Source organism: uncultured Cyclobacterium sp. (assembly GCF_963977555.1).
In the GTDB taxonomy this organism is placed as follows: domain Bacteria; phylum Bacteroidota; class Bacteroidia; order Cytophagales; family Cyclobacteriaceae; genus Cyclobacterium.
This window is the reverse complement of the sequence record NZ_CAXBPD010000005.1, coordinates 78,450-101,455: the sequence shown is the minus strand read 5'-3', so window position 1 is coordinate 101,455 and position 23,006 is coordinate 78,450. Positions and strand designations below refer to the sequence as shown.

Here is a 23,006-nt window from a genome sequence, read left to right as displayed (position 1 = left end):
ATTGTTGTGACAGTGTAAAGACAAGTCTTCTAGAAATTCTTTAATGTAAGCTGGGTCAATATTTTCAAAACATTAACAGGAGTACTGTTAAAAGCTTTTGTTGACCGTTCATAGTCTTTATTTTAGAAAATGATAGTTATGCTTTAACGTTAAAATTCAAATTACATGACTATGGATTTAAAAATTGCTCGTTAGGTTAATTCCATAGGTATTGCTTACTTTTGTGGTATTAAATGAAACTGCCTAAAAATTCGAGCAATTGGGCCGTCTCGTTTAGTGGATGTTCTATTACTTCATGTAATTGAGGTGGCGAAGCTGTATGTTTTTGGTAATAGGTTTTACTGGTATAGTCAGCCATATTCCCCTCGTTTTAAATAAAAGATTCTAGAAGATGATTAAAAAATTCATCCAAAATTTAAAATTTACACCAATAATATTATGTTTTTTTATTGGTTCTATAGGTTTCAGTCAGTCTATCCAAAATATTCAAAACCTTAAAGTAGATGAACTTTCTGATGCTCAAATTGAGCAATTGATCACACGAGCCGAGTCATCTGGTATGAATGAACTTCAACTGGAGGCTATGGCCAGAGAAAAGGGGATGCCTGCTTCAGAAATCAATAAGTTGAGAATGCGTATTGCAGCGTTAAAATCTGGGAATATTGAAGATACTGGAAAAAGAAGCGCAGGAAAGGCGAACCAGAGGGAAGTTGTAGGGGAAAGGATTCAAAGTGACGTATTCGACAGCTTAAGGACTTCAGATCCTTACTATAATCTCAGTCCACAACAAAAGAAAATTTACGGATATACCTTGTTTCATAATCAGGAATTAAACTTTAATCCCAATTTAAATATACCCACTCCCGAAAGTTATGTATTGGGTACAGGTGATCAGATCTTGGTAGACGTTTATGGCGCTTCCCAAGCTGCATTTGATTTGACAGTATCTCCTGAGGGTACGGTCTTGGTACCGAATGTAGGGCCGGTGAACATTGGTGGAGCTTCTGTAGAAAGTGCCAAGTCAAGAATTAAAAAATCATTAGGTCAAATTTATTCAGGATTAGTTGGTCAAAACCCTAACACGTTTTTGCAATTGAGAGTGGGGAATATTCGTAGTATACAGGTAACAATGGCTGGAGAGTTGAATCAACCTGGGACCTATACTTTGCCGTCTTTCGCTAACGTATTTAACGCACTTTACTTAGCAGGAGGGCCTAATGAAACAGGTTCTTTTAGAAACATTCAAGTGTATAGAGAAAGTAAATTAATAGGACAGGCAGATATTTACGAATTTTTAGCGAGGGGCAATGAAAAGGGCAACATTATTTTACAAGACAATGATGTAGTAATTGTTCCACCTGTTCAAATCAGAGTAGAACTTGAAGGCCCTGTTCGTCGCCCTGGTTTATTTGAAATTAAAAGTAACGAAAGCATCCAAGACCTTATAAGTTTTGCAGGTGGATTTAAGAGTGATGCCTACAAAGAGCTTCTAGTCGTTAAGAGAGCCACAGATAAAGACTTGAGAGTAGACAATGTTTACAGCAAAGATTTCGAAACATTTGCTGTCAAAGACGGAGATTTATTCACAGTAGGTGAGATTCTTGATCGCTATGACAATCGTGCCCAAGTTTCAGGGGCGGTTTTCAGACCAGGTGAATTTGCAATTTCCGAGGGCATGACAGTTAAGGCACTTATTGAAATAGCAGGAGGGTTGAGAGGTGATGCCTTTTCTAACAGAGGAACCTTGTATAGGACCAATCCTGATTTCACAATGGAAGTACTTACCCTTGACTTGGGAGCGATTATTTCTGGACAAGCGGAAGACGTTTTACTTATGCGCGAAGACATACTTAATGTGCCTAGTAAATATGACCTAAAGGAGGAATATTATGTTCAGATTTCTGGTGAAGTAAATAGGACAGGGGTTTTTCAGTTTGGTGAAAATATGACCGTGGCTGATTTGATAATAAAAGCCCGAGGATTTAAAGAATCGGCTTCCAATGCCAATATAGAAATAGCGAGAAGAGTAAAGGATGAGGTAGGTGGACAAATTGCTGAGATTTTAACAATTTCTATCGATGAAAATTTACGAATAAGTGAGGAGGAGAAGAAAGTTATTTTAGCGCCATTTGACCATGTATTTGTTAGGAAAAGTCCTGGCTTCCAAGTGGAAAAAGTAGCCTATGTTGAAGGGGAGGTTTTTTATCCTGGAGGGTTTACACTCGAAAAACGAGATGAAAGAATTTCAGATGTACTTAAAAGGGCCGGAGGTTTGAATAATTATGCTTATCCCAAAGGAGCGACATTGATTAGGCGAACTGAGTTTTATAAAACCAAAACGGAAGAAAATATAAAACTTGACCAGTTAGAATCATTGTATAAAAACACAATCCGTGAGGATGAGATCGAAAATGCCGAAGCGGAAGGTAAACTTTTGGAAAGACTAGATGATAGGATGAAATTACTAAGCTTGGAGCAAATGAAAAAAAATGAAATTGCTAATAAAGCGGATAGTTTTTCCGAAGATCGGTACCAGTTTCTTGAGGAGGCAGACAGCACTGTAATGGAGGTTGCAACTAGGGACAAAGAATTAATTGGTATAGATTTGGGAAAGATTCTTTCTCAACCTGGCTCTAAATATGATTTAATTTTGCAAGATGGGGATGTTATAAGTATTCCTAAGGAGCTACAAACGGTAAGGATGAGAGGGGAAGTCTTGTATCCTACTACGGCTAGGTATGACATCTCAAGAGGTTTTAGAAATTACATTTCAAGGTCAGGGGGATTTACGGAGCAAGCTAGAAAATCCAGGTCCTATGTTGTTTATGCAAATGGAGACGTTCACAGAACAAATAAATTTCTATTTTTCAACTTTTTCCCAAAAATAGAACCTGGTGCTGAAATCATTGTGCCTCAGAAACCTAAACGGGAGCCTATGTCTGTTCAGGCCTGGATAGGTATCGCTTCAAGTCTTGCTACTTTAGGTATTTTGATTGATAGACTTTCCAGATAGGTTAAAAGTAAATTTCTCAGTTTTGTGCGACACATTGTGTAACTCACTTTTTATAATATAAAAAGTCATCAGGTATTGTTTCAATAGATGATTGGGCACATGGAAATGAAGGACAGAGACACTTTTAAATAATTATGACCAAAGTATCCATAATTATCCCAGTTTATAATAGGGAAAAACTGATAAAAGAAACACTAGAGAGTATTATCTATCAGACTTTTAGTGATTGGGAATGCATTTTAATAGATGATGGATCTTCGGATAAAAGTATCCAAGTTATAAAGTCCATTGCTATTTCAGATCCAAGAATAAAGGTATATTGTAGACCTTTATCGCTTAATAAAGGAGCACCCTCCTGTAGGAATTATGGGATAGATTTGTCAATAGGAGAGTACATACAGTTTTTTGACTCTGATGACCTAATGTTGCGTGACATGCTACAGCGGAAAGTGAGTTTTCTTGAAGAAAATCATACTGCTTCTTTCGTTGTAGCAAAAATGGGAGAGTTTAACAGTAAAGGAAATTTGCCTACTCCGGAGTATAAACTGAAATTACCAAAAGATAACCTTTGGAATTTCATGAGGTATAGGGTGTATTTCCTAACACCTGGGCCATTGTTTCGCAGGGAATTTTTGGATGGATTTGAGTTAAAGTTTGATACAAGTCTTGACAGAAGACAAGAGCGTGAGTTTTATACTAGAATAATGCTGACAGGACCAGAATATTTAGTGATTAATGAAGTTTTGTCCCGAAGAAGAATTCATGATTCTTCAATTAAAAAGCAACATGAAGAATTATCCGATTTAGACCAATCTAAATCCTCTTATTTTTTTTATAGCAAATTATCTCAAAATGCTGGGAGGCAATATGCAGGATTGATTTTCAAAGCATATCGAGGATTAATTTCACATTTAATTGTATCCTTTTTCCGAAAAAGGTCAGTCAAATTTGTTTTTAAATCTTCCATGCTACTTAGCTCATTATTTCTTAATAAGATGTTTTTTAAACAGCGTAGCGTAGAAAAATGAAATGGAGGATTTAGAAGAAATTGTTGGATGCGAAATAATTGTTTCCGTAGTTATTCCAACTTATAGAGATTGGAATAGATTAAGGCTTTGTTTGGAAGCATTGGAGCAGCAAAGCTATCCTTCACATAAATTTGAGGTAATAATAGTTAATAATGACCCCGATGATCTCCTGCCTTCTGATCTATCATTCAAAGGATATAAAATTATAGAAGAGAAAAAGCCAGGCTCCTATGCCGCTAGAAATGCAGGTATTATAAAAGCGAGAGGGAGTATTCTAGCTTTTACTGATTCAGATTGTATTCCAGATAAAGATTGGCTTTTCGAAGGTGTAAAAGAATTAGAAAGATCTAGGGCTTCTCGGGTTGGAGGAAAGATAGAAATATTTCAACCTGAAAATGGAAGCCGTTACGCTTTCATTTATGAAAAATACCTTGCCTTTCAACAAGAGAGAAATGTTAAAGTATTTAAAAAGTCAGTAACAGGTAATTTCTTCGCTAAGAAATTGCTTTTTGATAAATATGGTTATTTCGATGAAAGATTAATGTCCGGAGGGGATTTTTTTTGGAATCTTAAATTGAGTGCTTTGGGTGAAAAAATAGCTTATGCTGAGCTGGCAACAATACACCACCCTTCCCGAGAATCAATAATGAAGATAGCCATCAAAAAGCAACGCACAATTTTAGGTTATTATAAAGAAACGTATTCTTCCCTTGCATTTGGAAAACAGCTGATAATACTATTTAAACGGGTCATGCCTCCAGTTTTGAGAATAAATTATATTAAGTTTGAATCTATCTCTGATTACATTCAAGTGCTGATGATTCGTTGGTACGTTGAATTGGTTGGCGTCAAACAATTACTTAAGCTGCAGTGGGCCAATAAAAAATAATAAAACCAAGCAAAATTGCTTCTAATGAAAAAAAATATTTCCCACATGGATAGCTTTATCAGAAAATCCCTCCATGAAGAAGAAATCTTAATAAAGGATTTGATCAATGAAATCATTGCTTTTAAAAAGTGGATTATTGTCGTGGCCATGATTATATTCGCTTTAGGCTTGACTTACATTCTAACCTCCCCTGACGAGTATACCACAACTTCCAAGTTATTAATGGAGCAGTCAAATGGTATAAATTCTAAAGCACTAGGTGGGTTAGCGTCTATTACTGGCTTAGGAAATCTAGGCATAGGAAATCAGAATAACGAAGCCTTACCTCCGGAATTGATCCCAGAGCTTGTTATGGAAAGTGACTTTTTAAAGCAGCTTTTGTATGAAAAAGTTTTTCTGCAAGAGGTTAATGATAGCATCTCCTTGGTTCATTTCGTTAACGAATATGAAAAACATAATTTTTATTATCATTTGGCTAGGTTTCCGAATAAATTGAAATCAATTTTTTCTTCCAATGAGAATTTGGACGTTGATAATAATGAGGAACCAATTTCTCATGAAGATGAAGCTATTTTAGCATTCGATACAAAGGAAAGAAAAACCATAGCCCAACTAAAAACGAGGATTGAGGTTGAAAAAGAAGAACGACTATTAATTATACAAACAAAGATGCCAGAACCATTGGCTAGTGCCCAGCTTAATGAGATTCTAAGTCGATTTCTTAAAGAATATTTAACTAAGATAATATTAGATAAGGAGGTTAAGAACTTTGAATTTATAAAAGAAAGAACCCAAGAAGCAAAAAGTAGGGTGGAAGAGACCCAGAAAAAATTGGCAAATTTCAGGGATGGAAATCGAGGGATAAATTCCCAGTTGTTAAAAACGGAGGAGGACAGACTTTTGGCAGATTTTAACTTGGAATTTAGTCTTTATAATTCCCTAGCACAGCAGATGGAACAAACAAGAATTAAAGTGCAAAATGCTACCCCTTTAATGACGGTTTTTCAAAAACCACAATTACCTACTTCTCCTAGTGAACCCAAGTTTTTTTTATTGAGCATTGTCTTTCTTGTCTTAGGAGGGATTGTTGGGGTTTTGTTCTTTTTTGGCCTCTTGGTAGTAAGAATGCTAATAATTCATTTTTCGCATGTTTAGCATTATAATCCCAATTTATAATAAAGCTCCTCATTTAGATCGAACCATAACTTCGGTATTGAATCAAAAGTTCGAAGAGTGGGAACTAATATTGGTAGACGATGGGTCTACTGATGGGAGTTATGAAAAAGCAAAATCATATCCAGATGGACGGATACAGTTGTTTTCTAGAACCGAGCCAGGTCCTGGAGGCTATGCTGCTAGAAACTTAGGGATAACGAAGGCCAAATACGAATGGGTTGCATTTTTGGATGCGGATGATGAATGGTTGGACAATCATTTGTCCACTTTCAAAGAATTAATTGACAGACAACCTAAGGCTAAAATTATTGCAACTTCGTGGACCGATAATTTTGAACAGAGTAAGGCGGGTAGATTTTTCCCAAACGCTTATAATTTAAAGCACATCACAAAAGGGATTCATGAAATAACTCTCCCTATTTTCTTACAGAATAGCATCAATGGAGCACCACCTTTTTGGACTGGAGCCGTTGGATTTCGAGCCGACCTTCTCCGTGAAATTGAAGGATTTCCTGAAGGAAGGTGTAAAAGAGGTGGGGATGTGGATACTTGGTTAAGAGCTATTTATTATGGTAAGCTTGCTATTTGGTCTCCGGAATTAACCGTAATTTATCATCGAGATTCTGTGAATATGGTTACTAAATCACAAAAGTTTGAGTTAGGTTGTGAATTCGCCACCGTAGCAAGACTAGCTGAAAATGCTACCGATAAGAAAATAGTCCGACTTTTGTATCAATTTTTGAATGCTAGAGTGGTTAGCAGGTGGTTGCAAACTTTACGTGTAGGGCAGCAACCCGAGTCTTTATGGGGAAAGGTGAAATGGAAATTTCTTACAAAAAAAGGCGTAGTTATCACCTTCTTTTCATTTCTTCCGTCAAGACTAACCAAGAATCTTTACCGATTGACTAGTAAGGGTAAATACGATTAATTATCAACCTATTGAAATTTTCAATTCCTAACAAAGTATCACTTAAAGAAATCCAAAAATGGGATTTCTTTTCTGTGCTATTGATGGCACTGCTTTTTTTGAGGGTATTTATGGATAGGTCCGGTCTTGGTGCCATCATTGGCCTGGCCTTACTCGGTGGGTTTTTCCTCCTTCTCGTTTTTAAACTTAAGATTCCAAAATACCTATTATTCTATTCATCCCTATTTTTCCTGCTCGTCGGTTATGCATTTTTGAATGCGGTGGTTTTGCATGGTGAACCGATTTTCACTTTTAGAGGAGTTATTAGGTATTTTTCTTACTTTTCGATTTTTATAGTAGCCTATTATAGCAAAGTATCCTTTAAGCAAATTTTTAATCTCTATACGGTTATTGTAATAATCCAGAGTACCTTAGCCATCTACCAATTTTTGGTCTTAGGAATGGCCAGGCCAAGTGGAACCTTTATAAACTCAAATCATTTTAGTTATTTTCTTGTTCCATATTTTTCGATCTTATTGATCATATACAAAAAGTACTTGCCTGCCCTCTTTGTGTTTCTTCTATCCTCTTTCTTAGGAGGAATGGGGGGGGTGATTAGTTTATTATTAGTCGTTTTCCTTTTTTTATCACATTATGCCAAACGATGGCAAAAGATAGTTGCCATATTTTTATTCCCTATTTTTATTGGGGCGGCTGGATTTTTAATGCAAAATAGAGTAAAAGAATTAACAGATGTTACTACCATTTCAGATAGGTTGGCAGAGAATCAAGCTGGAGGCGGTAGTTCGTTGGTGTGGAGGATAGTTACCTGGAAGTTAATGTACGATGAACTTTTAGAAAAAGATGGACTTTACACAGGGATGGGCTTAGAGTATGCCTCCTTAATTAGTCCGTATTTTTTGGAGAGTAGTATTCGGGAGCCACACAATGATTACGTTCGCATTTTATTAGAATTTGGCTTATTTGGATTAGTTTTATTCTTATTTGCCATGTTTTATGGTCTGAATAGGGTGAAGAAAAATGCGGATGAGGAACATTCACATTTTTATTATGCCATTTATGCTGCTTTAGCAGCTATATTTTTAGGTATGATTGTAGGTAATATTGTCGTATTAAGTACATTATGGTGGTTGTTATTGTCAATTATTGCCATTATCCACAAAGGAGATAAGCAAAAGGAATCAAAAGTGTTAAAGTAAAATGAAAGGTAAACTTGCAATAGTGACACCGGCAAAGAATGAAGCCAAGAATATCCCCAATTTGGTAAAAGGAATGGCTGGACAAACCAGAAAACCTGATCTTTGGGTATTTATAAATGATGGTAGTACCGATGATACTGTCAGGGTTTTCAATGAAGAGAAGCAAAAGCATGGAAAAGCGCTTGCTAATACGGAAATTCTCGTGGTTGACTATGAAGATAAGGACAAGTCTTACGCCCTCGGGCCAAAGTACAGCAGGATTATCAAATTCGGACTAAACAAAATTTATGCTCATGAGAAAGATGAAAAATTTCATTATATAGGCATACTTGATAGCGACGTTGTTCCGGAAGTGGCTTACTATAGGGCTATACTTGATAAATTTGAAGCTAATCCTAAATTAGGGATCGCCTCTGCTGCAAAACAGCAAGAGGATTATGGTACTGAAATTATCACAAGTTATGTTAATAAAAGTTTTGCACCTAGTGGGTTTAGGATATGGAAAAGGGAATGCTTAGATCAAACAGACTATACAATTTCTGTTTCCCAGGATTCCGTATCTGCTGCTAAGGCCATAATGATGGGGTGGAAAGTACAATCCTTCCCTGAACTTGAAGTGAGTCTCAGGCAGCGGGGAGCTAAGTTTGGTTATGAGTATTATGGAAAGTCGGCATACATGAGGCATGTGCCTTACCTGTATGTTTTAGCTGGTGCTGCCAGAATGTACCTTGAGGGCAAGAAAGCTGATGCCAAACAATACATCAATGGCTATAATGACTCAAAACGGCAAAAAATCAGTAGAATAGAAGATCCCTTGGCCATTAAATATTTTAAAAATAGGTTTTTTTATAAAATAATAGGGAAGTAATGAAATCTAAAGTAATATTATTGATTTACGGCTCAGGAGGACATAAAACTCAAATGGAAAAGTTCTTAGATAATATTGCTAAGGAAGGTTTGGATTTAAATATAAGTTTTATTGGGATTACAGAAAGTGGCGTATCCATAAATAATTCCAAAATCATAGAATCCTTTGAGCAACCAGCTTTTAGAAACAAGTATTTTTCATTAATGAGCCTGGTGAAAATCCCTAAAAAGTATTATAATTTCATTGCTTGTTTTTTAAAGATAAGGAAGAAATACGAGGTCCTTTCAGTCATCTCAACCGGCCCAGGTTTGGCTATTCCATTTTCAATTTTATTTAAAAGGGGAAATTCAAAAATTATTTTTATTGAAACTTGGTCTCGGTTTGAAACACAATCATATGCAGGAAAAGTAATGTATAGGCTTGCTGATAAATTCTATATTCAAAATAAATCACTTGTAAAATTTTACCCTAAAGCAATATACTCGGGATTGTTATGAAAATTTTAGTTACAGTAGGGACAACTAGATTTGATTCCCTAATTAAGTATATTGATGAAACCTTTGCCAGTAGCTCTATCGAGTTCACCTTCCAAATAGCAGGTGGGAAATATGAGCCTAAAAATTTCCCATTTTATACTTTTAAATCAGACATCGATACCTATTACAATGAAAGCGATATAGTGGTGTGTCATGCTGGAGCAGGGACCATTTATAAATTGTTGGAAATCAATAAGAAAATTATAATTGTTCCTAACACTGAAAGGATTGATAATCATCAATTGGATATTGCCGATCATATGGGGAGTCGTGGATACGCTATAACTGTGAAGGATTTTTCTTTATTGGCTGAATCAATTAAAAAAGTTACTGAAACAGAATTAGTTCCTTTTGAAAAATATGATTTTGATAAAACAAGGGAAATTATGTTGTTTAGCTTAGGTAAACTTGATAATTAATTAATGACAATGAAAAACCTAAATCTCTGCTGGCTAATTGCCCTTTTTATGTTTTTGGGCATAGGGCATTCTTTCTCTCAGCAATTAGCACCAGGGAGTCCTTTACTGGAAGAATATGGAAGAAGGAAACAATTGCTTTCTAATGACATTGACTCCTTGAAGCAAGCAGGCTTAAGGCCAGACCTTTCCGTTAATAGTTTATTTTCTCACCCTGAAAATAACTCAAAAAAGAGTTATGAAATTTCGCTTTTACCAGTGCAATTTAATATGGGCTACAATAGCAAAAGGCCTTATGGGTATGGAGGGTATGGGATGCCCAATGGTAGAGGGTATGAACAATACATCAGCACTGGAATCTATGGTCGTGTGGGTTTTCTTCATGTGCAACTCCAGCCTGAATATGTTTTTGCTCAAAATAAAAGTTACCAGGGCTTTGGTAGTAATTTCTCCAGCCAGGTTTTAAAGGATCGTTTTCACTATTGGAATAATAATGACAGACCTGAGCTGCTTGGAAATGGCAATTCCAATAGGGCTTGGTGGGGACAATCTAGCATAACTGCAAGATTTGGTGGTTTTGAAACGGGCGTTTCTACGCGTACCATCTGGTGGGGGCCAGGTCAGTGGAACTCCTTGACTTTTTCTGGAAATGCGGAAAGTTTTCCCCACCTGACACTAAACTCTCATCGCCCTTTGAAAACCTTTTTAGGACATTTTGAAGGGCAATTGATAGCAGGTAGACTAGAGAGTTCAGGCATGAATGCCTCCCAAAATGAAATGCTCAATGAAAGTTACTTCCTCCCTTTGGATGAGGATTGGCGTTACTTAAATGCAATTACTATAAATTATCAACCCAAGTGGGTTCCTGGGTTGTACCTGGGTTTTATAAGAACTTTTCAACAGTACAGTGCTAAAAGGGGAACTCAGTTCCGAGACTATTTACCGATATTCGATGCTTTTCAGAAAATAGAGTATTTCGAAGACGGAAACTCTGTGGCATTTGATAGTGAGGCAAGAGACCAGCAGGCGACACTTTTCCTAAGGTTTCTTAATAAAAAAGCGAAATTTGAAATCTATGCTGAATACGGAAGAAGAGACCATGCCTTAAATTGGCGAGATGCAATCCTAAATCCAGAGCACTCGCGAGCTTATTTACTGGGATTCCAAAAGTTGTTCTCTTTAAGTAAAGAAAACAACTACCTTCAAATCCGAGGTGAAATTCTTAACCAGCAGGAATCTGTGAATAGGTATATACGCTATGAAGCGCTCGGAGGAAGAACTTCTTGGGCCACCCATTACCAAGTAAGAGGTTTTACCAATAGAGGTAAAGCCCTTGGGGCAGGAATTGGCACTGGAAGTAACAGTCAAACTATTGAAGTTGCCGTTGTTGAAGGTTTCAACAAATTGGGTATAATGGTGGAGCGGATCGCCAATCATCAAGATTTTTATTATAGAGCTTTTGGGCAGGATGAAGAAATGCTCCCATGGGTTGACCTGACTATTGGGCTGTTGGCAAATAAGCAATGGAAGAATTTTTTATTAGGGTCCCAATTTCAATTAGTGAATGGAACAAATTACCAGTGGCAAAGTGATCCTGCAAGCACTGTGTCATTCCCTAAAGGCCAAGACTTAATGTCTTTTCATGGAACAATTAATTTGGTGTATTTATTGGGTGGTCAGAAGTAAGACAACCTGTTCTTAATTTAAATTACAAGAAAGTATAATGAGAATTTTGGTGACGGGGACCGCAGGTTTTATTGGCATGCATTTGGCGAAAAAGCTTATTGAGAGGGGGGACGAGGTAGTAGGATTAGACAGTATTAACGATTATTACGACGTAAGTCTGAAGAATGATCGGCTAAGAGTGACTGGGATTGAGCCAAATAACATTAGTTATGGTAAGGCTATAGGTAGTATCAAATATCCTAATTACACTTTTGTTCAGTTAAAACTTGAAGATAAAGAGGGTTTATTCCAACTATTTAAGGAGCAAAAATTTGATAAAGTAGTCAATCTGGCGGCACAGGCCGGGGTCCGGTATTCGTTGACTAATCCTGACGTGTACATACAATCCAATATAGTTGGCTTTGGTAATATTTTGGAGGCTTGTCGGCATCATGAAATCCAGCACCTGGCATATGCTTCCTCCAGTTCCATCTATGGTCTGAATACAGAAATGCCTTTTTCTACCAGCCAAAATGTAGATCACCCTGTTTCTGTTTATGCTGCTTCTAAAAAGTCAAATGAGTTAATGGCGCATACTTATAGTCATCTTTTTGGTCTATCTACAACCGGTTTACGATTTTTTACAGTATATGGCCCATGGGGTAGACCAGATATGGCACTATTTCTGTTTACTAAAGCTATAATTGAAGGAAAACCTATTCAGGTTTTTAATTATGGAGAGATGCGTCGGGCCTTTACCTTTGTAGGAGACATAGTAGATGGCGTTTTAAATGTGTTGGATAATCCTCCAAAACCTAATTTGAATTGGAATTTGGAAACAGGGGATGTAAGCAAATCTAAAGCTCCATATGCAATTTACAACATTGGAAACGCTAATCCTGTTCGATTAATGGATTTTATTAAGGAAATAGAGGATTGTTTGGGGGTTAAGGCAAATGTTAATTTGCTTCCACTTCAACCGGGAGATGTGCCTGCTACTTTCGCAGATACAACTCCTCTAGAGAAAGAGCTTGGCTACAAGCCTGATACGCCATTAAATTATGGCGTTGGGCAATTTGTTGAGTGGTATAGAAGTTATTATAAGGTTTGAGGTTTTATGGTGTTTATGAAATTTTATCACAAAATTTTAATATTGTAAGGTCTTAATGTGTATTTTTGTGAAAATCTTTTTCCTATGAATATTTTTCTGGCAACAGTTACTTCATTTTTCTTTGGTTTTTTAATGACGCCAGTCCTGATTTTGATTCTTAAAAAAATCAAATTTACTGAGACACCGGGTGGAAGGAAAATCCATGCTGGAAGTATCCCATCAATGGGGGGTATAGCCATTGTTTTCGCCACCTTCGTTGGCCTGTTCGCTTGGCTTAGTTTTGATCAAATCGTTGAAACACGCTATTTCTTAGTAGGGCTTGCGATTATGTTTTCAGTTGGTTTAAGAGATGACCTTATAGAATTAACAGCCCTGCAGAAACTGATTGGGCAATCAATTCCAGCCTTTTTTGTGATTGTAATGGCCGATATCAGGATTTCAAGCTTGTATGGTTTTATGGGGGTATATGAAATTCCGTACCTTATTAGTGTTGCGATTACTTTCTTCGCGATATTAGTGCTTACCAATTCATTCAATCTTATAGATGGTGCAGATGGCTTAGCGGGTTCTTTAAGTCTGGTAACATTGAGTATTCTTGGATTTTGGTTTTATACTGCAGGGATGATTTCGTATAGCCTAATCTCTTTTACTTTAGTAGGTGGGATTTTAGCATTTTTAGTATTTAACTGGCACCCGGCTAAAATATTTATGGGGGATACCGGCTCCCTTAGTGTTGGATTTAGCCTTACTGTGTTAGTTATTTTATTTGTAGATAAAACTGGACTGATGGCTCCCTGGGAAGGATTAAAGTTAAATGCACCATTTTCAGCAGGTCTTGCTTTTTTAATTGTCCCGGTATATGATACTGTTAGGATATTTATTAAAAGGACGATGAATGGTAGATCCCCTCTTAAGCCAGATAAAAGTCATGTTCATCACTTTTTGATTAGAATGGGATTGCATCATGACCAGGTATCCTTGGTTTTGGTGGTTGTCAAATTATCATTTATTTCCATAGTGTTTTTCGGATATTCACTTAGTGACCACGTTTTGCTACCTACTATTGCAATCATCGCCACCGTTTTAGGCATTTGGATGGATAGGAAGACTTTAGAGAAAGTGAAAATTAATTGTAAAAATTCACCTTCAGTTTCCGGTAAAAATGCCGATAAAGTTAAACGACGTCAAAACAAACGCAAACCGTCTATTGCAAAGAATATCTTTTCCAACAATAAAATTAACATGAATTAATTCTAAAATTTTTTTTAAATTTCCAAAAAAGGCGTTGATAATTCAACGCCTTTTTTTGTTTATAAACAATTTTTTTAGGTTCTGATTATTTTAAAATTTCAGCAGTAATAGGGCAAAGAAACTGCTTCTGCCGTAACTCTATTTTACTTCTCAGCGAAATTAAAGGTCACAAATTTCAACACCTTGTTTTAAAGAAGCCAATTTATCAGTTCTCTTTGGAATAAATTCCTGTCCGATGTAGCCTGAATAGCCCGTGTCCAAAATTGCTTTCACAATAGCAGGATAGAATAATTCCTGACTCTCATCAATTTCATTTCGACCAGGTACTCCGCCTGTGTGGTAATGGGAGATATAGGGGTGGTACTCTTTTATCGTTGCTATTACATCACCTTCCATAATTTGCATGTGGTAAATGTCATACAGTAATTTCATGTTGTCAGAGCCCACTTCTTTACACAATTCAGCTCCCCAAGCAGTATGATCAGCCTGATAATCTTTGTGATTTACTTTACTATTGAGCAGTTCCATACACATTATTACGCCATGTTCTTCTGCAATAGGCATGATTTTTTTCAGGCCCATGGCGCAATTTGTAATGCCAATATTATCATGCAAGCCATTTCTATTGCCTGAAAAACAAATAATTTGCTTGTAACCAGCGGCAGCTACTTTCGGAATTACTTCTGAATAACTTTGGATCAATTCATCATGTAATTCAGGATTATTCCAACCTTTCTCTATGCCTAAGCCAGCTCCCCATGGCATGGCACAGTAAAGTCCATATTTGGATAAAATTGGCCATTCTTCAGGCCCTGCGAGTTCGATTGATTTCAAACCAATGTCTACAGCAGCCTTGCACAAGTCTTCAAATTCAATGTCATTGTAACACCATCGGCATACAGAATGATTAACATTTCCTTTTAAGGTCATCGGTAAACTTGATTCCGCCGCTGATAGTCGATGGGATAATGAAGGTACAAGCATACTTGCCAGCCCTGTACTGGCTATTTTTTTTAACACCTTTCGTCTATTTTTAAGATTTTTCATGTCATTTTTTTTTAGAACAATCGCCCTGTTTTTTTTATAAAGTCGTTTTAGTCTGGATTAAATTTATTGCTTACTAATAATATCATACTTAGCTGGCCTTCTTTAAAGACATCAAGTAGCTTACTAAATCTACCAACTCCTGAGTACTCATCGATTTCTCTAATCCGGATGGCATCATGGAACTCTCCATTTGTTTCATGGAAGACATGTCACTTGTTTTAATGGACACTGAGCTGCCTCCGGGTAGTTTCATATCAATATCAGTTTCTGTTTGACTGCTAATGATTCCACCCAAAGTACTTCCATCTTTCATATTGATAAGGTATCCTTCATATCCAAAACTAATTCCAGCATCAGGATGAATAATAGAAATGAATTGAGCTTCTTTAGACAGCTTACTGCCAATCTCAGATAGTTTCGGACCGAAATCCATACCTGTGCTTCCTACTTGGTGACATACGGCACAATTGTTTTTAAAAACCACAAGCCCTTTTTCTCCGCTACCTTCCATCGCCATTAATTCGTTCATAGAAGGAAGTGGGTTGTCTTCATCCATCGAATTGTCCAGATAACTTGCCGCCTCTGATCTGATATCTTTCCTCCAAGCACGGCTAACTCCCGAAACAGCCGATGCAATAAGGTCTTCTGGTAGTTTGTCCTCTCTTAGTAATTTCAGCACCCGATCTTCTCCACTATAACTACCGCCAATTGCTGAAGTTGCTTCTTTTCTGATGATGATAGGTAATTCAGAGTTAAAGGCGATCTCTTCGATAATAGACAATGATTCGCTGGTTCCAATTCCTTTTAAAGCTGTAATTATTGGATAAATTCTCTTTTCATCTCCACTATATAGTGCTTTTAAGATTAAATTTTTCCCCCCTTGGCTTAGAAGTAAGGTTGCAGCAGTTTTCCCGTTGTTGTTATCTTTTTCTTGGATTGCCATTTCTAATACACGTGGATTTTCTGAGGTGACTTTAAATTTTTGAACCAGATCAAGGTAAGCTTCAGTGCCATAGGTCTCATTCAATGTGCTATTAAGGGCTTCTTGTGCAAGAAGTGATCCTTTAAAATTAGAAGGGTCAATGTGGGTTAAAACAAGTTTTCTCAGCTCCTTATTTGTTTCCTTACCTTCTTTCGCTATTTTTTCTTTTTCTAGCATTTTTAATAAAGCACTTGATTTTCTTTTTTGATCAGGGTTAAAGTCAAATGCCCTGAAGTACCTTAGCCTGTCTTCCAAAGGTTTCTTAGCATCTGATGCCAAAAGGGCTAGTTCTGGGATTGCCTCCCCCGTTCTGGATCTCCAAACGATATCTTGTCCTTCTTTACTATTAATTATTTCTTTACCTGCTTTATTCAGCCATGTGGTGTAGCATTTATCCCAATTGCCTGAAGCACCTATTCCCAAAGCCTCTAGATACCACCTGTCTTCACCATCATGTTGCAAGGCCAAAGTGGTCCAATAGGAAGCTGCTTGTTCTCCATCATAATTCCTCAAAGCTATAGCAACTTCTCTCCTTACTTGTGGATCTTTATCAGTAACTAATTTTTGAATTATAGGCCCAAGGTTAATGTTCGTTTGTCTCGCTGCTCTAAATGCTGTAATCCTTAGATTTGGATTTTCATTTTCCAATGCCTTTTCTATATACTTCTTATTAGCTCCTTCTATTTTAGCAAGTAACCATAATGCCCTGGCCTTGAATCTTGGATTTTTGTTTTCATTGAAAACTTTCTCTAATGCTGGTGCAGCATCTTTACCCATTGCTTTAAGGTTTTTCCAAGCTTGATAGCGCATAGATAGGTTTGGGTTTAATAAGCCTTCAATGGCCCCGTCTAAGGTGTTTAAGTCATAAGTGGGAACCTTATAATCCTCACCAGGGCTAGAAACTCTAAATATTCTACCCCTGTTTAAATCACCAGCCTGGTGACCACCAACTCCTGGATCATACCAATCAGCTACCATTAAAGATCCATCTGGAGCTACACCTACATCGGATGGTCTAAACCATTGGTCCTTGTCACCTTTCATAATGTTTTCTATGGTGGCTTTGTATCCAGCACCGTCATTTTGAACAGGATAAGCCCTTACCACATTTGGTCCTGCATCAGTATGGATCATTTGGTCCCAGAAAACCTCTGGTAAAGCCCTACCTTCATATACCACCATGCCTGTTGGGGAACCTGCGCCAGTTTGTAATAAATTTGGCACAACACCTGGATCATTTAAATGCCAATGCTGTAAGGGAACCTCTTTTTCTAAATTTGTTCTATTAGCACGCCAGCCTGCATTGGTCATTTCATCTTTATAACCAAAATTGCCATATTCCATTACATAATTGATCCGACCACCTTTGTTGCCATCGTCATCATTGTCTGACTGCCACATAGTACCATAAGAGTCTACAGCTACTTCATAATTATTCCTGAAATTTTGTCCAAGAACTTCAATCTCTGAAAAATCAGGGTTACTTCTGAAGACAAGTCCCTGTTTATAATTTTCAGTATTAATGACTTTGCCGTTTTTATCTTTTAGAATAGCGCCATTTTTATCGGTGATGGTTCCTCCAGCATTTCCGAAATTAAAGTAGAATTTTCCATCAGGTCCAAATACAAAAGCATGCATGCCATGGTCATGTTGTTCTCCACCTATTCCCTTAAAAATCACTTCCTTTTTATCTGCCTTGTCATCCCCATCCGTATCCGTTAGAAGCCATACATAGGGACTTTGGGAAACAATTACCTGATTACCCATTACCCATATACCTAAAGGCGCATTTAATTCTGGAGATTGGTAAAAAACGGTGCTTTTGTCCGAAGCACCATCTCCATCAGTATCCTCTAGGATCAATATTCTATCCCCTTCTGGTTTGGTTTCATTTCCAGTTAATGCTGGTCTGTAATTGTAAGCCTCACAGATCCACACGCGACCTTTGTGGTCAATGTCAATATTTGTGGGATTTGTAAGGGTAGGCTCAGCGGCAAAGAGTTTGGCCTCTAATTGTTCATTCACCGTAATGCCTAGCAGTGCATTTTCAGGATTTCGTTTTTCTTCTTCTGATAGCATATCAAAAGAGCGTATTGATTCAGGATCTTTTTTGTTTTCCTTACAGGAAACCCCCAAGAATAGGAGTAGAAGCAGCCCTGATAATCTTAATTGGCGTTTTTTGGCTATCATTAGTAAAGTGGGATTGTCTATTGTTAATTACAATCTTTTAATAAAGAGAAATTTATATTATTTACCCAATAATTAAAGTGATTTTTTTGTGGTTTGCTTACCATTCATACAAATAGTTGTTTGGTTTTCCATTGTCTTTGTTATTTTGATCATCCTTTTATGGTTATTTAATAGTGGCTGAAAAGGCTGTAATTTCCTAGAAAAGTCATAAAAAGACTAAAATAGAAGCTGTTTTCCTAGCAACTCCAGCTCCAAATTATGCCAGGAATGCAATTGCAATTTTGGAAGTTGGGAAACATGTACCTTGGTCGGTACTCTTAGGTATGTCCATAGCAGAAAGTCAGAAAGTAATGTGGTCAGAATTGAATACTGGCCAAAATCTTATAGTGGCCGAAACCAGTTTCTACATGCATGGGACGGTTTCTGCCGGATAGTTTAATAAGGAGGGTCGTTTTGGAGAGGTTTTTAGCGATGCAGTAGTATACAACCATCCTCTTCTTGAAGTAATTTAGTTTGAGGATAGTAAGCCACTTGGAGGCATGGCTATGCACCTATTAATTATCCTACGCATTGCACCCCTATGTTGATAAGCGTTACAGGGGGAAGGTAAAAAAGTTAGCGGTCTAGGCTATCAATCCTCTTTGAATGGTGGTGAATGGTTAATGATTCCTGACTTTGACGATTGGTTGAAATGGAGAAGAAAATGACTTGAAAATTCCTCGATGTTTGAAATAGGCTCTTCCATTCCAAGGTTTTTGGCGGCCAATTGATAAATGGCTTCTTTTTTCATTCCTGCATTGCGCATTTGCTGAATGGAATAGCTCCCATTGGATTTGGATAGTTTTTTTCCTCCTTCTTTAATTAACTGGTGATGGTAGAATGAACAGTTACTGTAGCTTTTGTCCTTTAAACGATCTGAGAGATATACCTGTGCTATAGAGGAAGGCAATAAATCCATGCCTCTAACAATAAGGTCAACACCATAGCTTAAGTCATCCGTCAAGGACGCCAATTGGTAGCTTGCGAAGCCATCTTTTTTTTGAAGCATGAAGAATTCCATTTCACCAGGTAAATGATATTTTGTTTGACCTTTTGGATAGCGGTTTAAAAAGATAGGGACCTCCTTTTGGCTTACTAATCTTAATGAAGTATGGTTTTTCTTATAAGGTAAGTTGCGTTGAAGACAGGTTCCTGTGCACCATCTTTTTGGGTGTCTTTTTAGTAGCGTTTTCCGAGAACAATCACAGGGGAAGACAAAGTTGTTATCCTTTAATTCTTCGATAACGGCATGGTACAAGGCCTGCCTATGAACTTGAGAGTAGTTTTGGTTAAAATCCTTTAAATTTCTTGGGCCCTCATCATAGGGTATTTCTAAGAAATCGATTGTGTCAAAAATGTCCTCTATGTACTCCTGTTTAACCCGTTTCTGATCTAAGTCATCAATGCGAAGAAGGATTTTGGCACCATGCTTTTTCGCCAAGCTAACGGTGATTAAAAATGAAATAATATTTCCCAAGTGAAGGTAACCACTAGGGGTAGGAGCCAATCTGGTTTTATTGAATTTCGTTGGCTCCTTATTCATGTGTTTCGTTTAAGTTAATCGGGATAAATCTCGCGAATAGTTCTTCTTTATACCAGCCTTCGTCTTTAACTTTTTTGACAACTTCTCTATGATCAGAGTTGTAGGCATAATTTTCCATTTGCTCACGGCTGTTCCAATAGCTGAATGTAGCTTGTTCAATTATTGGCCACTCGCCTATGCCCTTTGTATAAATCAATCCCTTAGCCTTCTCAATGGCAATGCTTGTTTTAGGGACATAATTTAAGAATCTGAACACTTTATTAAATTTAACACGGGCTCTGGTAATCACCATTATGGGCCCATTTGTAGTTTCATTTGTGGGAGTAAATGGTTTGGTTCCATACCAAGTGCCATGGCTTTGAATACAGCGCATCCAATAAGTGAAATTACTTACACATTGTTGGTTAAATCTTAGGTAACTTTCAGACAAACTAAAGCTTTTAGCAGCTTCCAAATCCTCCCATACCATTAGCAAAGCATAGGTTGAGAGGTCAGGCTTTAGAGAAAATCCAAAACCTCCGCCTGTCCCCATTAATTTAAAGAACTTTTTGCCCTTGGCTTTTTTTAATGGTGAAAGGGCCAATTGCATTTGGTTAAAGGCCCACCAGCGATTTCTTTTTGAATATTGAAAAAAAGTAATAGATACGATTTCCTTGGTTACATTCATGGCATGGATAGGTCGAATTAATTCGATGCAGCATTCATTTTTACAAGTATAATCAAGCACTTTTGGATATCCATAAGTGTCAATCAAAAACTTTTTTAATAATAATTCTAATTAATAAGATGGCCATGGCAATGGTGGTGCCTGCAATTACGAATTCCATATCTTATTTTGGTTTTGAGATGTGTACTATAGTACCAACTGGAATGCCTGAGTGGAATCTCAAGAATTAATTGATAATGGATTAGTTAATCAAGTAACCTTAAAATAGTAATTATGGTTTATTTAAAGCTTCATAAAAAGTTAAATTTGACCTTTGCAATTCATTCGGTTTCTATATTACCTTTGTGAATTATTTAGAATCCATGGTGCAATTAAAAACTAGAAGAATTTCAGCAGGCGCTTTCTTTTTCCTTACAGGACTTTGCTTTTCATCTTGGGCGTCTAGGATTCCTGATTTTCAGCAAAAATTCTCCTTGAGTGAAGGGCAACTTGGTTCCGTTTTATTAGGACTTCCTCTTGGCTCCTTGCTTGCTTTACCTATCGCTGCCTGGGCGGTAGTCAAATTTGGTAGCAGGATGGTGGTGATAGTAGGCTTATCCATGTATATTTTGGTGTTAGTAGGTATAGGCTTTTCAATGGATGCCCTTTTTCTGACCGTGATGGTGTTTATTTTTGGCATGATAGGGAACATGATGAATATTTCATTGAATACCCAGGCATTAAACTTAGAAAAAGATTATGGTAGGAATATTTTAGGATCCTTACATGGTTTATGGAGTTTGGCAGGCTTTGCAGGAGCAGGTATCGGTGGCTTAATGGTTTATTTGCAAATGTCCCCTTTCCATCACTATTCTATAGTTTCCTTAGTAGGTGTTATTGTAATCTTCACCTTCCGAAATGGATTTGTGCCTGAAGTACAAGATAAAACGAATTCGGTAAAAGGACTCGTATGGAGGAAACCTGATGAAACGCTACTTAAATTAGGAATGGTAGGGTTTTGTGGAATGATGTGTGAAGGCTGTATGTTCGACTGGTCCGGGGTCTATATGAACAAGGTTGTACTAGCGCCAGCCTATTTGGTTCCTGCCGGATACATTGCTTATATGGGGTCTATGGCCATCGGTAGGTTTGCTGCAGATAAATTGGCACATCGTTTCGGTATGATCAGTGTATTAAAAGGCTCTGGGCTATTGATTTTTTCTGGATTGGTTTTATCTATAGTTTATCCTTATGTCTATACGGTCATTATCGGCTTTTTAATGGTTGGGTTAGGAACGGCAGCGATCGTGCCACTTTGTTTTAGCCTAGCGGCAAATTCCACCTCCTTGCCAACTGGGATTGCCATAGCCATGGTTTCTACCATTTCCTTTTTCGGTTTTTTGCTAGGTCCACCATTAATTGGTTTCATTGCTGAGTGGACAGGTTTAAAGGCTTCTTTCGCATTGATGTCTTTGGTAGGCTTAATGGTTTCCATTTTAGTTTATTTAAGTAAAAAAAGTTTTATGCCTAAGGCGGCCTTTTAAGGTCTTTTTATTTTTTAAAATTCAGGCTATTGTTTTTTAGGATTTAATCACTATTTTTACCAAAAAATTAATACCTACCAAATCGGTAGGTTTTGTAGAATAATAAAAATACCTGGCATGCAGGAATCCTTGATTTCAAAAAAAATTTATTCTAAGGAAGAAATAAAATTCCTCAATGAAAAGTACCGAGATTTATCGGTAGAGGAGCGCGTGAAACAGTTATACAATGATTTTGACGCTGGTGATGTGATGCTCACTAGTTCTTTTGCGGCAACCTCCGCTTTATTGTTGAGCGTATTTTCTAAAGGCAATTCTGAGCAAAAGATTTATTTTATTGATACGGGCTATCATTTCTCTGAAACCCTTGAGTATCGAGAAAAATTAACTGAATTGTACGGATTGAATGTCGAATCCGTCAGTGCTGGTAAAGAAGATCATGAATTTACGAGTAAGAATACAACATGGAAAACTGATCCAGAATTGTGTTGCTCTATTAATAAAGTGAAACCACTTGAGCTAATTAAAAGTAGGTTTTCAGTCTGGGTTTCTGGTTTAATGAGTTGGCAAAGTGATCACCGATCCACTTTGGACATTTTTGAAGAACGAGGAGGGATTCTCAAGTTTTACCCGTTATTAGATGTTACTGAGGAGGAAAGAGATGCTTATATCAAAAAACACGAATTGCCTTTTCATCCGCTAATTGCTTTTGGATATCATTCTATTGGGTGTAAGCATTGTACCGTGCCGGGAGCAGATAGAAGTGGACGATGGAACAACAGTCCGAAAACCGAATGTGGGCTTCACCTTTAGGGATCGGCTTTTAATCGGTTCTGTATAATATTAATAAATGTATTTTTAACGCAAAGCCCATTCCTACTATTGGATGGGCTTTGCTTTTTGTATAATTTTGGTTTTAAAATAAAAATTTAAACCCA

At 37.2% G+C, this 23,006-nt stretch carries 19 protein-coding genes; 14 read left to right on the top strand and 5 right to left on the bottom strand.

Annotated features, from left to right (window positions below; genetic code table 11):
* Positions 1–229: 229 nt before the first annotated feature.
* Entirely contained in the window at positions 230–358 is a 129-nt protein-coding gene (locus AAC073_RS07705; protein WP_339923272.1) for a hypothetical protein, read from the bottom strand.
* A gap of 33 nt (positions 359–391) precedes the next feature.
* Between AAC073_RS07705 and AAC073_RS07700 the strand changes: the two genes are divergently transcribed.
* The 12 genes from AAC073_RS07700 (at position 392) to AAC073_RS07645 (ending at position 14,080) form a co-directional block, all read left to right on the top strand.
* Complete coding sequence (locus tag AAC073_RS07700; protein WP_339923271.1) at positions 392–3,013, top strand: SLBB domain-containing protein; 2,622 nt, start codon at positions 392–394, stop codon at positions 3,011–3,013.
* A gap of 134 nt (positions 3,014–3,147) precedes the next feature.
* Positions 3,148–4,041, top strand: a complete 894-nt coding sequence (locus AAC073_RS07695; protein WP_339923270.1) for a glycosyltransferase family 2 protein — start codon at positions 3,148–3,150, stop codon at positions 4,039–4,041.
* Position 4,042: 1 nt separating this feature from the next.
* Entirely contained in the window at positions 4,043–4,930 is an 888-nt protein-coding gene (locus AAC073_RS07690; RefSeq protein WP_339923269.1) for a glycosyltransferase, read from the top strand.
* 24 nt (positions 4,931–4,954) lie between these two features.
* A complete protein-coding gene (locus tag AAC073_RS07685) occupies positions 4,955–6,085 on the top strand; it encodes a Wzz/FepE/Etk N-terminal domain-containing protein (protein ID WP_339923268.1) in 1,131 nt (376 codons plus the stop codon).
* The gene (locus AAC073_RS07680) at positions 6,078–7,034 is read left to right on the top strand and encodes a glycosyltransferase family A protein (protein WP_339923267.1); all 957 of its coding nucleotides are present in this window, start codon (positions 6,078–6,080) and stop codon (positions 7,032–7,034) included. Before AAC073_RS07685 ends, AAC073_RS07680 begins: the two co-directional genes overlap by 8 nt.
* A gap of 11 nt (positions 7,035–7,045) precedes the next feature.
* Positions 7,046–8,233: an O-antigen ligase family protein gene (locus AAC073_RS07675; RefSeq protein WP_339923266.1), complete on the top strand. Its 1,188-nt coding sequence runs from the start codon at positions 7,046–7,048 to the stop codon at positions 8,231–8,233.
* A 1-nt stretch (position 8,234) separates the two neighbouring features.
* Positions 8,235–9,101: a glycosyltransferase family 2 protein gene (locus tag AAC073_RS07670; RefSeq protein WP_339923265.1), complete on the top strand. Its 867-nt coding sequence runs from the start codon at positions 8,235–8,237 to the stop codon at positions 9,099–9,101.
* The gene (gene pssD, locus AAC073_RS07665) at positions 9,101–9,598 is read left to right on the top strand and encodes a PssD/Cps14F family polysaccharide biosynthesis glycosyltransferase (RefSeq protein ID WP_339923264.1); all 498 of its coding nucleotides are present in this window, start codon (positions 9,101–9,103) and stop codon (positions 9,596–9,598) included. The genes AAC073_RS07670 and pssD overlap by 1 nt, the downstream gene beginning before the upstream one ends.
* Positions 9,595–10,056, top strand: a complete 462-nt coding sequence (pssE, locus tag AAC073_RS07660; protein WP_339923263.1) for a PssE/Cps14G family polysaccharide biosynthesis glycosyltransferase — start codon at positions 9,595–9,597, stop codon at positions 10,054–10,056. The genes pssD and pssE overlap by 4 nt, the downstream gene beginning before the upstream one ends.
* A gap of 9 nt (positions 10,057–10,065) precedes the next feature.
* Positions 10,066–11,739: a capsule assembly Wzi family protein gene (locus AAC073_RS07655; protein WP_339923262.1), complete on the top strand. Its 1,674-nt coding sequence runs from the start codon at positions 10,066–10,068 to the stop codon at positions 11,737–11,739.
* Between the two features lie 37 nt (positions 11,740–11,776).
* Entirely contained in the window at positions 11,777–12,829 is a 1,053-nt protein-coding gene (locus AAC073_RS07650; RefSeq protein WP_339923261.1) for an NAD-dependent epimerase, read from the top strand.
* 84 nt (positions 12,830–12,913) lie between these two features.
* Positions 12,914–14,080: an MraY family glycosyltransferase gene (locus tag AAC073_RS07645; RefSeq protein WP_339923260.1), complete on the top strand. Its 1,167-nt coding sequence runs from the start codon at positions 12,914–12,916 to the stop codon at positions 14,078–14,080.
* 159 nt (positions 14,081–14,239) lie between these two features.
* Here AAC073_RS07645 and AAC073_RS07640 read toward each other — a convergent pair whose 3' ends face one another.
* The 4 genes from AAC073_RS07640 to AAC073_RS07625 form a co-directional block, all read right to left on the bottom strand.
* Positions 14,240–15,127 carry a TIM barrel protein gene (locus AAC073_RS07640; protein ID WP_339923259.1) on the bottom strand — a complete coding sequence of 296 codons (888 nt, stop codon included), beginning with the start codon at positions 15,125–15,127 and terminating at the stop codon, positions 14,240–14,242.
* 88 nt (positions 15,128–15,215) lie between these two features.
* The gene (locus tag AAC073_RS07635) at positions 15,216–18,299 is read right to left on the bottom strand and encodes a PVC-type heme-binding CxxCH protein (protein WP_339923258.1); all 3,084 of its coding nucleotides are present in this window, start codon (positions 18,297–18,299) and stop codon (positions 15,216–15,218) included.
* A gap of 631 nt (positions 18,300–18,930) precedes the next feature.
* Positions 18,931–19,881 (bottom strand): glutamate--tRNA ligase family protein, encoded by a 951-nt coding sequence (locus tag AAC073_RS07630; protein ID WP_339923257.1) that lies wholly within the window; start codon positions 19,879–19,881, stop codon positions 18,931–18,933.
* Positions 19,874–20,635 (bottom strand): spheroidene monooxygenase, encoded by a 762-nt coding sequence (locus tag AAC073_RS07625; RefSeq protein WP_339923256.1) that lies wholly within the window; start codon positions 20,633–20,635, stop codon positions 19,874–19,876. Before AAC073_RS07625 ends, AAC073_RS07630 begins: the two co-directional genes overlap by 8 nt.
* Before the next feature lie 275 nt (positions 20,636–20,910).
* On the opposite strand from AAC073_RS07625, the gene AAC073_RS07620 reads away from it, so the two are divergent.
* Together AAC073_RS07620 and AAC073_RS07615 are read left to right on the top strand one after the other, a co-directional pair.
* A complete protein-coding gene (locus AAC073_RS07620; RefSeq protein WP_339923255.1) occupies positions 20,911–22,071 on the top strand; it encodes an MFS transporter in 1,161 nt (386 codons plus the stop codon).
* A 117-nt stretch (positions 22,072–22,188) separates the two neighbouring features.
* Entirely contained in the window at positions 22,189–22,881 is a 693-nt protein-coding gene (locus tag AAC073_RS07615) for a phosphoadenylyl-sulfate reductase (RefSeq protein ID WP_339923254.1), read from the top strand.
* Positions 22,882–23,006 lie beyond the last annotated feature (125 nt).